Genomic DNA, 12,619 nt, shown 5'->3' on the forward strand with positions numbered 1-12,619 from the left:
GTCAAGCCCGAGCATGACGGGAAACTCAGCTGCGTTGCGGCGTCGCCGGGTCTGCCGTCGCGCCCTGCGCAGGCGAGGGCAGGGTGTCGGGCTGCGGCGGTGGCTTGCGGATCGCGGCCGAGAGGCCGGGATAGCGCTCGCGATAGGCCTTCAGGAATTCCGAGACCGTATCGGCATTGGCGGTGGCGCGCGCCATTTCGCGGATGTCGGCGGCGCGGGAGCGATTGGCGCCGGTGACGAAGGCGAAGGTCCGGGCATCCGCGCTACGCGCCATCTTCGGCGCGAACTTGCTGCGCAGCCGATCGAGCGACAAAGCCTCGTTCGCCATCACATAGGAGACGCCGGCCCGCATCACGTCGGCGCGCTCGGGGTCCGTCAGGCCTGAGTCGCCGCGCCAGCTTTCGTCCAGAAGGCGCTCATAGGCCTCGCCGGCCTCGCGCCAGCGGCGTCCGGTCCAGTAGATATCGGCGCGCAGCCGGTCGACCTCGACGCCACGCTCGCTCTCGAGCATCTCCAACGCCTGATCGGTGCGGGAGAGATCGGAGAGCGCCTTGGCTTCCAACAGCAGCCGGGCTCGCTTGACGTCGGCGGGCAGTTCGACGAGCCGGGTCGCATTGAGCGCACGGACGGCCTCGGCCGGCTTGCCGTTCATCAGGTCGATCATCGCGAGCCGGGCGGCGACCGTGGAGCGGGCAGCCCCGCTCAGGCGACGATCCATCTGATAGCGCAGGATCTCGGCGGCCTGATCGAGCAGGTCGAGTTCGACAAGCCGGTCGCCGAGCAGGCGGGTGATCTCGTCGCCGCGCCGGCCGATCGGCAGGAATTCCTTGAAGTCGTAGAACAGCGCCAAGGCCTCGATCCGGGGCAGGTTGCCGAGCCCGGAACCGCTGAACAGCTCGGCGAAGCGCTGCGCGGTCTCGTCATGCATGCGCCGGGTCAGCGGATCGTCGGGGAAGTTCTCGTTCGCCCGGCGCGCAACCATGAAAGCGTCGCGCCAGCGCTGCTGGTCGCCATAGAGCCGGCCGAGCTCGGCCAGCGCCTCGATCTCCAGCCGCCCGCCGCGCCAGATCACCGAGACCGTTTCCAGCCGGGCGATGGCCTCCTCGGGCTTGAGATCGGTTCGCTTCTCGGCGTCGGCCAGCCTGACAGCGCGCAATTGGGCGTCCGCCGCGACGGGCCGGCTCTTGGCCTCGAACAGTGACTTGTAGCCGTTCATCGCCGCTTCGGGCCGGCCGCTGGCGTCGTCCAGCATGGCCTGCAGCAAGGCGAGACGCTCCTGGTCGAAACTACCGCGCGGCATGTCCGCGAGCGCCTGGACCTGCCGCTCGGCGATGCCCATGTCCTGCATGGCGAGTGCGGCCCGCGCCATCGCCTCGCGGAACTCGCCCTGGAGATCGGCGGGGTAGCGGTCGAGCGTGGCCTCGGCCCTGCGGAAGCCGACCAGAGCCTTGGCGTTCCGGTTCAGGCGCTGCTCGACCAGGGCGCGCCAGAGCCCGGTCTCGATGTCGTCCTTGATCGGCTCGGCATCGAAGGCGGCGATCGCATCCTGATTGCGGTGCATCTGCGCAGCGACGACGCCCTTCAGGAAAAGCGCCTCCCGGTTGGCGCGCATGGCCGTGTCGTCGGCCAGCATCGCTCCAAGCGGACCAGCGGCTTCGGGCATCATGCCGTTGGCGGCGTAGAAGCGGGCGAGCGTCAGCCGCGCCTCCGATTTGCGGCCGCGCGAAGCGTCGGTGACGTCGAGCATCAGCGCTCGGGCTCGGTCGCGCAGATTGCCGAGGCGCAGTTTCGCCCAGGCATCGGCATCGAGCAGCGGAGGCAATTCGGATTTCTCGACTTTCGCTTCCTGCTGCCTGGCGGGCTCGGCGACGTCGAGCGAGACGCTGAGACCGCCGGTGCGGCCGATGCGGACCTGCTCCGTGCCGGCCCGGACGGCGACATCGTCCGAGCGCGGCTGGACGGCAAGGCCCTGCGCGGTCTGGAGCAGGCCGAACTCGACGAACTGATAGGGCTTCGGCGTCAGATGCACCGGGCCGATCGCGGTGGCCACGGCGACGGGCAGACCGGCGGGGCCGGATTCCAGCCAATGGATACCGGTCAGGCCGGCGAGCGGCACGGCGACGATGGTCTGGCCGCGTTCGTCCATGCTGCGCTGCGGCTCGACCGGGGCGGCGGCCTTGCCGGCATCCCCGCCGAGATCGAGCGACCAGGCGTTGCCGTCGTCGAAGAAGCGGGCGAGCGGCTGGCCGGCGAGGCGCAGGCGCACGAGCGTGATCCGGCCTTCGCGGCTCACCGAACTGTCCTCGATCAGCTTCGGCAGCAAGCCGGTGAGGCGGGCGGGATCGATGGTGTCGCGGGTATCGAAGACCAGCGTCATCAGGCCGGCGTCGAGGAACGCTGCGGCGCCGGTCTGGCGGGGAAAGCGGAAATCGAGGCGGTTATCCTCGGCCGTGATGGCGACGGGCCCCGGAGGCGGCTCTGGAGCGATCGTCGCGGCCGCCGGCTGCGGGGCGGGCGCGGCCGGTTGCGTGGCCGGCTGAGCGGCGGCAGGCTTCGCGGCAGGTCCGGCGGAGGACGGGGCGGCTGTCGGCGCGGCGGGAGGCTGGGGCTTGTCGATATCCGGGAGCGACAGCGCTGCCGTCTTGGCGGGCCGCAGCAGGTCGACGACCAGCCCGGTCTCGTCGTTGAAGGTGCGGACCTGCCACTCCTTCGGGATGGAGAGGGTCAGCGTCAGCGCCTCCTTGCCGGCATCCAGCCCGGCGAGCGCGACGTCGGGCGGCAAGGCGGTGCGGATCTCGGCCGCCTCGACATTCATCGGCTTGTCGAACACGAGCTTGAGCGTGCCGTCCGAAAGCTCGCTGGCGAGATTCGTCTCGGAAGGCGCCTTGAAGATCAGGCGCTCCAGCGTCGGCAGGCTGGCCGAGCGCATCGTCAGCACGGCCGGTGGCGCGGGCGGCTGGCGCGCAGCGGCCTTCGCCTTCGCCTCGGCCAGACGCAGCCGCTCGGTCAGTTCGGCGATGGCTTCCGGCGGGGGGCCGGGCATCACGCCGGCCCAGTTCTGCGGCAGCAAATCGATGAAGGCCTTGTCGCCGGCCTCGATCAGATTCGCCTTGTAGGGCTGGGTCAGGGCGAAGCGCATGCCGCGCCCGTCGGGATCAATACGGGCGACCGAAACATAGTTGGGCAGGTCGCGGGCGATGCGCGCGACATCGACCTGCACGGGGCTGCCGAAGGCGACGATCAGCACACCGTTTGCGACGCGGATGCGGGTCTGCGTCGGCTCCTCGAAGGCAAGGGACAGGCGGCCGAAGCCCGCCGGCATCGTCTCGCCGCGCAAGGTCGCGCCGGCGGCGAGCGCGGGCGCGTCGAGGCCGGCGGCGAGCGCGAGAGCGGCCAGCCCGATACCGAAGGCGAGGGAACGCGACAAAGGCAAACCGGAATACTCGACCCAACGCAACAGCGGGCCCGTCGCATCCGGCAGACGCAACGGCCCTCGGGCACGCTAGCGCGTCAACCATAACGCGCCCTTAACAGGGCCGGTCCGGGCGACCGGAATTCGAGGAGTTAGCGCTGCGGAGCGGGGGCGATCGCGGGCAGTTCGTTGCCGGGCAGGGCGGCTTCGTTCGCCACGCGCTCGAAGCTCGGCATGCGGCCGCTGGTCGCCAGCGCGATGGTGAGTTTCTCCGCGCGTTCCGGAGACATCGCGGCGAGCACTTCGGACATCTTGCGCGGGTTCATCTGCTGGACGACCGGGACGAGGACTTCGAGACCCAGCCTGTCGAAGACGCGTGCGGCATCTTTCGGCTTCATCGCCTCGTACATGATGACGAGGTTCTTGATCGCCTTCGTCTCCTCGACAGCGGCCTTCGCCCCCGGGGTGACCTTGTCCTCGAGGGTCTTGAGATCGCCGACGCGGCCATCGAGCTTCTTCTCGGCCGAATCCAGCAGGCGCTCGCGCATCTCCAGTTCGCGCATGCGGCTGTCGAGTTCCTCGCGGCGCTCGCCGAGCCGTTCGAGGATGGCCTTCTCCGACGGCGACACGGCCTTGGCCGTGCCGTTCATGATGCCGGCCTTGTTGTTGGGATTGGCGGCGCGGGCGGCCTCGGCCTTCGCCTCGGCGTCCTTCTTCTCCTGCTCCTTCTTCGGGTCGGGAGCTGGAACGGAACCTGTGGTCTCGGGATCGAAGAAGTCCGGCGCATGGGCGCGCGCGATGATCTTCGCCAGGCCCCAGACCTCCTTCTCCGCCTTGGGCTTGCCGCCGGCGGCATTGGCGAAGACCGGGGGATCGGGCGGAATCTTGCCGGGGGCGGGCTCCGCCGTCCAGGCAAGCAGCTTCAGCGCCAGGAGTCCCATGGCGCCGAGGATCACTGCCGGCAGGAGGCGGGGTCTTTCGATCACGCAGCCTGTTCCTCGAGGCGGCGGGCGGCGCGGGCGCGGATGGCCGCGGCGGACTGTGCAGCGCTTTCAAGGCGGGAGACGGGCGCAGGCACCGGCTCGGCAGCCTGTGCGGCGTCCGGGCCTGACTTGGCGCCGACGAGACTGGCGGCGCTGACGATCTGGCCGATGCGCTCCATCACGGCCTGACCGGCCTCGACCTGGGCGGCGAGATCGGCGGCGTAGCGCTCGGCCGTGCGCAGGCGCTCTTCCAGCGTGCGATCACAGTCGCCCAGCGTGTGCTTGAGACCGGCGATGGCGCGCTCGGCGTTGTCGGTGGCGGTGATGAGGGCACCAACCGTCTGGCGCATCCCGGCCTCGTCTGCCTTGAGGCGCTCGATACGCCTGGTCAGGATGAAGCAGGTGATGATGGTGGCGACCAGGAGGCTGGCGACAAGCACGTCGGCGATGAGATTGATCGTCATGGCATCCTTGCTCAGGTCGTGGCGCCGAGATGGCTGGCGAGGCTGTCGAAGGCGGCGAGCGTCGTCTTCGAACGCCGGAGCGGACTGGTCACCTGGACGGCGATCTTGTCGTCGACACGTCCGATCCGTCCTTCGGTGACGATGAAGTCGCCGCAGCGCAGAGAAACGGTCGAGTCCGGGCGGCTGTCGAACATCAGCGTGTCGCCGATCTCGAGCTTCATCACGCGCTTCAGCGGCATCTGCGTCTCGTGCAGCACGCAGGTGACGTCGACATCGGCCTGCCAGACTTCGGTCGCGAGATGGTTCTCCCAGATGGGGTCGCGGCCCAGCTTCTCGCCCATGAAGCTTTCGAGCAGCAATTCACGGATCGGCTCGATGGTCGCGTAGGGCAGGAGGATGTGCAGCGCGCCGCCGCGCCCCTCCATGTCGAACTTCAGCTCGACCCGGATGGCGGCGTTCGCGGGGCGGGAGATCGAGACGAAGCGCGGGTTGGATTCGACGCGGTCGACGGTGAAGCTCACGGGCGAAAGCGGCTTGAAGGCAGCTTCCGCGTCGCTCAGCACCAGCCCGATGACGCGGCGGATCAGGCGGATCTCGATCGAGGTGAACGGCCTGCCGTCGATGCGCGGCGCCGGCTGGCCACGCTTGCCGCCGAACATGGCGTCCATGACCGAATAGGTCAGGGCCGATTCGATGGTGATCAGGCCGAAATTGTCCCACTCCTCGGCCTTGAACACCGAGAGCAGCGCCGGCTGCGAGATCGAGTTGATGTAGTCGCCGAAGCGCACAGAGCGAATGCTCTCCAGCGTGACCTCGACATTGTCCGTGAAGAAGTTGCGCAGGCTGGTCGAGAGCAGGCGCACGAGACGCTCGAAGATGATCTCGAGCATCGGCAGGCGCTCATAGGCGACCGAGCCGGAATCGACGATCGCCTGGATGCCGTTGCGGCCATCCTTGTCGTCGCCGCTGGAGAAACCGAGCATCGTGTCGATTTCTTCTTGCGACATCAGGCGGTCGGTACCGCCTTCCTGCTCGCCATCCTCCTCGACGATATCAGGCATCGTGGTCCAGCCGGCCGCCATGCCTTCCGGCGTCAGCGGCTCGTCGGCCAGTGCGGGGTTGTCGCGCTCGGTGCTCATCGTTCCGCCGTCATCTCGTTCCGGAGCTCAGGGTATCCCGGCTCACTGCACCAGCAGTTCCTTGAACAGCACGGCGTCGACCTTGGCCGGGTAGACCGTCAGGTTGACGCGGCGCAGCAGCTCCTCCTTCAACCGGTACATGCCGGCCGAGCCTTCGAGATCGGAGGGGCGCAGTTCGCGCATGAAGACCTGGAAGGCGTCCTCGACACGCGGCAGCAGCGGCTTGACCTCTTCCGAGACCTTCACATCGCCGATCTCGAGCACGACCTTGATCTTCATCACCGGCTGGCGGTCCTGCTGGCCGCCATTGGACATGCCGATCATCATGTCCTTCATCTCGAGGAAGGTGGCGGGCTTCTTCGGCTTGGCGGCTTCGGCGGCGGCAAGCTGTTCGGCAGAGGGCTTCTTCAGGAAGAACCAGCCGCCTGCGCCGGCCGCGGCCAGCAGCACGACGCCGCCGATGATGAAGAGCTTCTTCTTGCTCTTCGGCGCCGCTTCGCCTGAGGCGCCTTCTTCCGTCTTGGCTTTCTTCGCCATCTCTTCCGCATCCCGGCCGTCGGGCGGCGTTCTGCCGTCCATGGCTCACCTTCGCCAATCACGGTTAACGCGTCGTTAAGGGCGGCAGAATTTGCCGGGTCGTTCTTGCCGATTTTTGCAGGTCGTGCCGGGCTTTCGAGTGCTCCTTCCAGAAGGATAATCTTTTTGATTTCAATATCTTGTTGAAATTAACCATGCTGGCACGGCGATTGCGGGGAGTCTGCCGTGGCGACTGCGCTGGGGAGCGTCGAGGTTGCCGCGGGACATGATCGGGAGTTGAGCCGTGGAGAACGCGCTTCTCATCGGCCTGTCGCGCCAGGTGGCCCTGGCGCGCGAGCTGGACGTCATCGCCAACAACATGGCGAATGTCGGCACCAATGGATTCAAGGCACGCAACGCGCGCTTCAACGAATTCATCATGCCGGTCGCGAAGGCGGATGCGTTCAAGCCGACCGATCGGCCGCTATCCTATGTCATCGACAACGGCACGCCGCTCGACCTGTCGCAGGGCGCGGTCGAACTCACGGGCAACCCGCTCGACGTCGCGCTGAAGGGCGACAACTACCTCGTCGTGCAGACGCCGAACGGCGAGCGCTACACAAGGGCGGGATCGCTGAGCATCGACCGGCAAGGCCGGCTCGTCACCCAGACCGGGCTGCCGGTGATGGGCGAAGCCGGCCCGATCGCCTTCGGCTCCAGCGAATTTGCGATGCGCATCGCCGCCGACGGCACTGTGAGCAGCGACCAGGGCACGCGCGGCAAGCTCCGTCAGGTCCGCTTCGCCAATCCGGCCGCGCTGGTCAGCGAGGGCACCAACCTGTTCTCCTCGACGGTCGCCGCCCAGGCGGCCGGCCCCGAGGCGAGGCTCGAGCCCGGCGCGATCGAGCGCTCGAACGTCAAGGCCGTGGTCGAGCTGACCCGCCTGATGGAGGTGCAGCGCAACTACCAGAGCGTCGCCAACATGATCAGCAAATCCGATGAGCTGCGCAGCCGGGCGATCACGCGCCTGGCGGACCAGCAGGCCTGATAGCGGAAAGGAGCCAGCACGATGCGCGCCATGCAGACAGCCGCTACCGGCATGATGGCCCAGGAGATGAACGTCCAGGTCATCTCCAACAACATCGCCAACGTCCGGACCACCGGCTACAAGCGCCAGCAGGTCCATTTCCAGGATCTGCTCTACGAAAACTTCCGGCGCGCCGGCTCGGCGACCTCCGACCAGAACACGCAGGTCCCGGCCGGCACCTTCATCGGTTCCGGCGTCAAGACGGTCTCGACCGGCCGCGTGATGACGCAGGGCAATATCAGCCCGACAGAAAAGCCCTACGACCTCGCCATCCGCGGCGAGGGCTTCTTCCGCGTCCGCATGCCGGACGGCCGCACCACCTATAGCCGCGACGGCTCCTTCGACCTCGACTCGCAAGGGCAGCTCGTGACCCGCGACGGCTATCAGGTCGAGCCCGGCATCACCGTGCCCAACAACGCCACCAGCGTCAGCATCAACGCGCAGGGCATCGTCGAAGCCATGATGCCGGGGCAGACTGCACCGCAGCAGCTCGGCCAGATCCAGCTCGTGCGTTTCGTCAACAAGGTCGGCCTCGAGTCGATCGGCGACAACCTCTACATCGAGACCGCAGCGTCGGGGCAGCCGATCGACGGCTTCGGCGGCGGCGAGGGCTTCGGCACGCTGCAGCAGAACTACCTCGAAGAGGGCAACGTCCAGGCCGTGACGGAGCTCTCCTCCCTCATCGCGGCGCAGCGTGCCTATGAGATGAATTCCAAGGTCATCACTGCCGCCGACCAGATGATGTCGGCGACGACCCAGATGTTCCGTGGCTGACGGAGGGCTTTGCATCATGATCCGCCTCTCCCTCGCCGCGCTGTTGCTGTCGAGCGCCACCGCGCTGGCCGCGCCTCAGCAGAGCCAGCATCATCCGCAACCCGCGCCGGTCGCGTCCGCTGCCGCATCCGCCGCGGCTCCCGCCGCCACGCTGCCGCGCAAGCTGCAACTGCGTCCCGAGATCAATCTGGCGCGCGACCTCGTCACCTTCGGCGATCTCATTCCGGGCCTCGCCAGCGAAGCCGCCGCGACCGCCGCCTTCCGGGCACCGGGCCTGGGCGAGACCGGCACCATCCAGGTGGCGCGCATCGTCGAGGCCGCCCGCGCTGCCGGCATCGTCCGCGAGGTCTCGGAGCTGGAGAGCCAGGGTTTCGCACAGGTCGTCGTGACCCGCACCGCGCGCCGCATCACCGCCTCGGACCTCGAGGCGGCAGTAAAGGTCGGGCTGCAGGAGCGCTTCGGCGTCGATGCCCGTGTCTTCGCATTGTCGATCGATGGCGGGGCTCCGTCCATCGCGGTCGAGCCCGAACTCACGGGCGACGTCAGCGTCCTCGACCTCTCCTTCGATGCCCGCTCGCGCCGTCTTCAGGCCCGGCTTGCGGTGCCCGGCAGCATGGCGATGCGGCTGAAGCCGCTGCGCATCTCCGGCCAGCTCGTCGAGACCGTCGAGGTCGTCGTGCCGAAGCGGCTGATCACCCGCGGCGAGACGCTCGGCAAGGACGATGTCGTGGTCGAGCGCCGCCCGCGCGACGGGCAGGGCGGCGAGATCATCGGCGACGCCCGCGCCGCCATCGATAAGGTCGCGCGCCGGGCCCTGCTCGCCGGCGTGCCGCTGCGCAACGGCGACGTCCAGCGCGAGGAGATCGTCGCCAAGGGCGACCTCGTCACCATCGTCTACGAGGCGCCGGGGCTGCTGATCACGCTCCGTGGCCGGGCCAGCGAGGCCGGCGCGATGGGCGACGTCGTCTCCGTCACCAATCCTCAATCCAAGCGCGTGCTGCAAGGCAAGGTCAGCGGCCCCGGGCGGGTTTCCGTCCAGCCCTCCGCCGCCGGCCGCATCGCAAGCGCCCAGTGACAGCCATGGAAACCGCCATGTACGCGCATCGTCTCGCCAAGCTCTCCGCATTGCTGATGCTCACCGCCTCGCTCGGCGCCTGCGGCATCGGCGACCGCCTCGCCAATGTCGGCCAGGCGCCGACGCTGTCGCCGGTCGATGATCCGACCGCCGCCAAGGGCTACAAGCCGGTGCAGATGCCGATGCCGGCGATGGAGCACGCTTCCTATGCGCCGAACTCGCTTTGGCGCACCGGATCGCGCGCCTTCTTCAAGGATCAGCGCGCCCGCAATGTCGGCGATCTCGTCACCGTCAAGGTCAAGGTGACCGACAAGGCCCAGCTCAACAACACGACGAAGCGCAGCCGCAAGAACGGCGAGGATTTCGGCGCCGACAACACCTTCGGCTTCGAGAACAAGCTCGACAAGTTCCTGCCGGACGGGGCCAAGTCGTCCTCGCTGCTGAAGCTGGATTCGGAAGGGTCGAGCGAGGGCGCCGGCTCGGTGAACCGTTCCGAGACCCTGGCGACCAATGTCGCGGCGGTCGTCACGCAGAACCTGCCCAACGGCAACCTCGTGATCGAGGGCAAGCAGGAGATCCGCGTCAACTTCGAGATCCGCGAGCTGATCGTCGCGGGCGTGATCCGGCCCGAGGACATCGAATCGGACAACACGATCGAGTCGACCAAGATCGCCCAGGCACGCATCGCATATGGCGGCCGCGGCCAGATCACCGATGTCCAGCAGCCGCGCTACGGCCAGCAGGTCATGGATATCCTGCTGCCCTTCTAACCCCTTTTCCGGAACCCGGACGGCGCGGAACGCTCCCCCTTGTCTCCGCGCCGGTTCGGCCGGCGGTCTCTCCCGAGCCGCCGACAGCCCCGGCCGCCCGCCACGCTCCCCAAGCCGACAAGCAGGCGGCCCGAAGCCCCGCGTTCTCCCGACGCGGGGCTTTTCCATCGAACGATAAAGATGCTCTCGCCGCACCGCTCCTCATTGTTGAGGGCCGGCGCCCGCATTGTCTGATCGCGCCTTGAGCGCACGCAGTTTCAGGACAAGCTCATGGGCTTCTTCGATGTCGATGTCGGCCTTCCGAGCAACATCGCGCAACTGTGTGGAAAGCGCCTGTTCGCCGAGAAGCTCCGCCAGCGCGATCCGCAGGACGACGAACCGAGCTCGCTCTCGCCAGTCCAGGCTTTCATCCGCAAGGGCCAAGCCGCGATCGACCGTGCCCGCAGCGCCGGCAAAATCTAACGCGTCCATCTGCGCGTCTGCGAGAGCCTCGATGACGCGAAGACTGTCCGGATCGATCCGACCGCCATGTTCGATGACCTTCCCCGCCCATCTCGGCTTGTTCGCCGCCCGGAGAAGCTCGGCCAAGCCTATGAGCAGATCGATATCGGTCCGGTCAGCGCGCAGGCCCTCGGCGAGAGCCCTCAGCGCTTCCCTGCGCCGGCCAAGCTGAAACAACGCCCAACCCTTGGCCGCGTAACGTGTCGATGTCGGCCCATGAGCTGCGATTGCCTCTTCCGCGTCCTCGAGTTGCCCGCGGTAGATGTCCTCGATCTCACGCGCGTCGCGGGTCGCTTTCTCGCCTGCCACGCGGTACCCGCGGTCGAGCAGCCCGTGATCGGGGTCGTCGACCGGCGGTATGTCGTTTGGAAAATGGCGACGGATCAGCATTCGAATGGCGAGGTTCCAAAGCTCGCCATAGAGGGGATCTTCCGATGGCTCGGGCCAAAGACCCCGCCGGAAAACGGGCGCAGCACGTCTCGGCCCATGCTGGAAGAAGAAGGCCTGGCAGTCTGCACGTGAACGAAGGTTTTCGACTCCTACGATGGTCTGCTTGATCGCCGAGGACGGAATAATGAGCGGCAAAGCGTTGATGGGTCCCTGCTCATCTGATCCCCCGTCAAACCGGAGAGACACGCCGCCATAGGCGCGCGCCATTTCCTGGCGTGTGTTGATGAGGCTGTAGTCCTTCGGGACCAGGGAATTCCAGAAGATCGCGGGACGTATGAATCCGCCTCGCTGGGCGGCGAAGCGGGTTCGTCCCCAATCCAGTGCGTCTATCGTGCGGGCGAGTTGGCTTGTCGCGGCTTGGCCCGGCCGTGCAAGGTCGGCCTGTCGCGCGTCGATCGCTTCTTCGAGGTCCTGCCAACTCGTCGCGAACGATATCGCGGATACGACTTTCTCCTCCCCCTCTTGGAAGCCGAACCATCGATCACGATCGAAAATGCGGTCCATTTCGGTTTTCTTGACGAAGAAGTCGAAGAAGCCTGCGTCGGACTTTCCGCGCTCGAAAAGGTCATCGAGATTCGAGAGCGTGAATGGAAACCGCAACCGCCGCCCCGCGCTGGAGTCGAAACGGTAGATCACACCGATACCATCTTCCACGTGAGTGTAGCTCGGGTACCGACGTGTCGCGAAGAAGCTCGCGATATCGATGCTTTCAGTAACGTCGAGAGACTCGGAGGTGAGGCCATATTGCTGGGCGATGATATTGCCGAGGCCAATGCCGGCTATGCCGATAACGCGATTCAGCATCTCGAGCCGGGCTGCGGCCTGTGGAGCAAAATTGCCGAGCCGGCCCGCATCGATCTTGGCGATGGGCGAAGCGTCCGAGAGATCGGCCACCAGAGGCCGAAAAATGGACGGCACCATGACGGGGTAGTCCTTCGTCTGCCCTCTATACAGATGTTCGGGCCGGTGCTGACCCGCCAGCCATTTCGTGAGGACGCCGATGTTCTCTGCCGGTGCGTCGAGGTCGAACATGCCGTTGGCCCCTGCAATCCGGCAGTCTGGACTGACTTCCGATGTGCAACCCAGAGTTTTATGGACGGGTCGTCGGTTTCTCAAGAGCGGCGGATTCGGAGCCTGGAAAGCGGAGCCGCGAGAAGAAAGCGGATTGACGCCAAGGGAGGCAAAGCCGGAAGAGGAAAATCTAGTAGGAGCCGCCGCGCTTCCCTAAGAGAATACCGCTGAAAGCAGCGCCACTGCCGCGCAAGGCGGCGCTGTCTTACGCGCCGCATCCTAGCTCGAACGAGGTCGCGCTCGCATTCGAGCATTTCATGGCATGTCTTCGTCAGGCGATGGACGCGTGGTCTGGGGATAGCCGGCCGTCGTGCCCGAACGAGAACGGCTGTTCTCGGGAAAAGACGGGGGGTGAGGCGAAGCTCATGCCTCTCCTA

10 protein-coding genes are annotated in these 12,619 nt (G+C 66.9%); 4 read left to right on the plus strand and 6 right to left on the minus strand.

Going from position 1 to position 12,619, the window contains the following annotated elements:
- Positions 1-25: 25 nt before the first annotated feature.
- From AC2FAN_RS18475 to fliL, 5 genes are all read right to left on the minus strand, one after another.
- Positions 26-3,487, minus strand: coding sequence for an ATP-binding protein (locus AC2FAN_RS18475; protein ID WP_485175843.1), 3,462 nt, complete (start codon positions 3,485-3,487; stop codon positions 26-28).
- 77 nt (positions 3,488-3,564) lie between these two features.
- Entirely contained in the window at positions 3,565-4,398 is an 834-nt protein-coding gene (locus tag AC2FAN_RS18480) for a MotE family protein (RefSeq protein WP_485175844.1), read from the minus strand.
- On the minus strand, positions 4,395-4,859 hold the full coding sequence (locus tag AC2FAN_RS18485) for a DUF6468 domain-containing protein (protein ID WP_485175845.1): 465 nt from the start codon (positions 4,857-4,859) through the stop codon (positions 4,395-4,397). Before AC2FAN_RS18485 ends, AC2FAN_RS18480 begins: the two co-directional genes overlap by 4 nt.
- 11 nt (positions 4,860-4,870) lie before the next feature.
- Positions 4,871-5,998 carry a flagellar motor switch protein FliM gene (gene fliM, locus AC2FAN_RS18490; RefSeq protein WP_442864997.1) on the minus strand — a complete coding sequence of 376 codons (1,128 nt, stop codon included), beginning with the start codon at positions 5,996-5,998 and terminating at the stop codon, positions 4,871-4,873.
- Between the two features lie 42 nt (positions 5,999-6,040).
- Positions 6,041-6,535 (minus strand): flagellar basal body-associated protein FliL, encoded by a 495-nt coding sequence (gene fliL / locus AC2FAN_RS18495; RefSeq protein WP_265054851.1) that lies wholly within the window; start codon positions 6,533-6,535, stop codon positions 6,041-6,043.
- A 283-nt stretch (positions 6,536-6,818) separates the two neighbouring features.
- Here fliL and flgF point away from each other — a divergent pair, with 283 nt between their 5' ends.
- From flgF to flgH, 4 genes are read left to right on the plus strand one after another with little or no spacing between them, the layout of a single operon-like run.
- Entirely contained in the window at positions 6,819-7,562 is a 744-nt protein-coding gene (flgF, locus tag AC2FAN_RS18500) for a flagellar basal-body rod protein FlgF (RefSeq protein WP_485175846.1), read from the plus strand.
- 21 nt (positions 7,563-7,583) lie between these two features.
- On the plus strand, positions 7,584-8,375 hold the full coding sequence (gene flgG, locus AC2FAN_RS18505) for a flagellar basal-body rod protein FlgG (protein ID WP_485175847.1): 792 nt from the start codon (positions 7,584-7,586) through the stop codon (positions 8,373-8,375).
- A gap of 16 nt (positions 8,376-8,391) precedes the next feature.
- Positions 8,392-9,450: a flagellar basal body P-ring formation chaperone FlgA gene (gene flgA / locus AC2FAN_RS18510; RefSeq protein WP_485175848.1), complete on the plus strand. Its 1,059-nt coding sequence runs from the start codon at positions 8,392-8,394 to the stop codon at positions 9,448-9,450.
- Between the two features lie 17 nt (positions 9,451-9,467).
- Positions 9,468-10,220 carry a flagellar basal body L-ring protein FlgH gene (gene flgH / locus AC2FAN_RS18515; RefSeq protein ID WP_265053974.1) on the plus strand — a complete coding sequence of 251 codons (753 nt, stop codon included), beginning with the start codon at positions 9,468-9,470 and terminating at the stop codon, positions 10,218-10,220.
- A gap of 201 nt (positions 10,221-10,421) precedes the next feature.
- Here the strand turns inward: flgH and AC2FAN_RS18520 are convergent, their stop codons facing one another.
- A complete protein-coding gene (locus AC2FAN_RS18520) occupies positions 10,422-12,203 on the minus strand; it encodes a hypothetical protein (RefSeq protein ID WP_476804787.1) in 1,782 nt (593 codons plus the stop codon).
- Positions 12,204-12,619 lie beyond the last annotated feature (416 nt).

The sequence above is a fragment of the Allobosea sp. RIT-PG3_2 genome (genome assembly GCF_057321085.1).

Excerpts from the sequence above, each read along its gene's own strand:
- AC2FAN_RS18485 (WP_485175845.1), bottom strand. The coding sequence starts at position 4,859 with ATGACGATCAATCTCATCGCCGACGTGCTTGTCGCCAGCCTCCTGGTC.
- fliM (WP_442864997.1), bottom strand. The coding sequence starts at position 5,998 with ATGAGCACCGAGCGCGACAACCCCGCACTGGCCGACGAGCCGCTGACG.
- fliL (WP_265054851.1), bottom strand. The coding sequence starts at position 6,535 with ATGGCGAAGAAAGCCAAGACGGAAGAAGGCGCCTCAGGCGAAGCGGCG.
- flgG (WP_485175847.1), top strand. The coding sequence starts at position 7,584 with ATGCGCGCCATGCAGACAGCCGCTACCGGCATGATGGCCCAGGAGATG.
- flgA (WP_485175848.1), top strand. The coding sequence starts at position 8,392 with ATGATCCGCCTCTCCCTCGCCGCGCTGTTGCTGTCGAGCGCCACCGCG.
- flgH (WP_265053974.1), top strand. The coding sequence starts at position 9,468 with ATGTACGCGCATCGTCTCGCCAAGCTCTCCGCATTGCTGATGCTCACC.
- AC2FAN_RS18520 (WP_476804787.1), bottom strand. The coding sequence starts at position 12,203 with ATGTTCGACCTCGACGCACCGGCAGAGAACATCGGCGTCCTCACGAAA.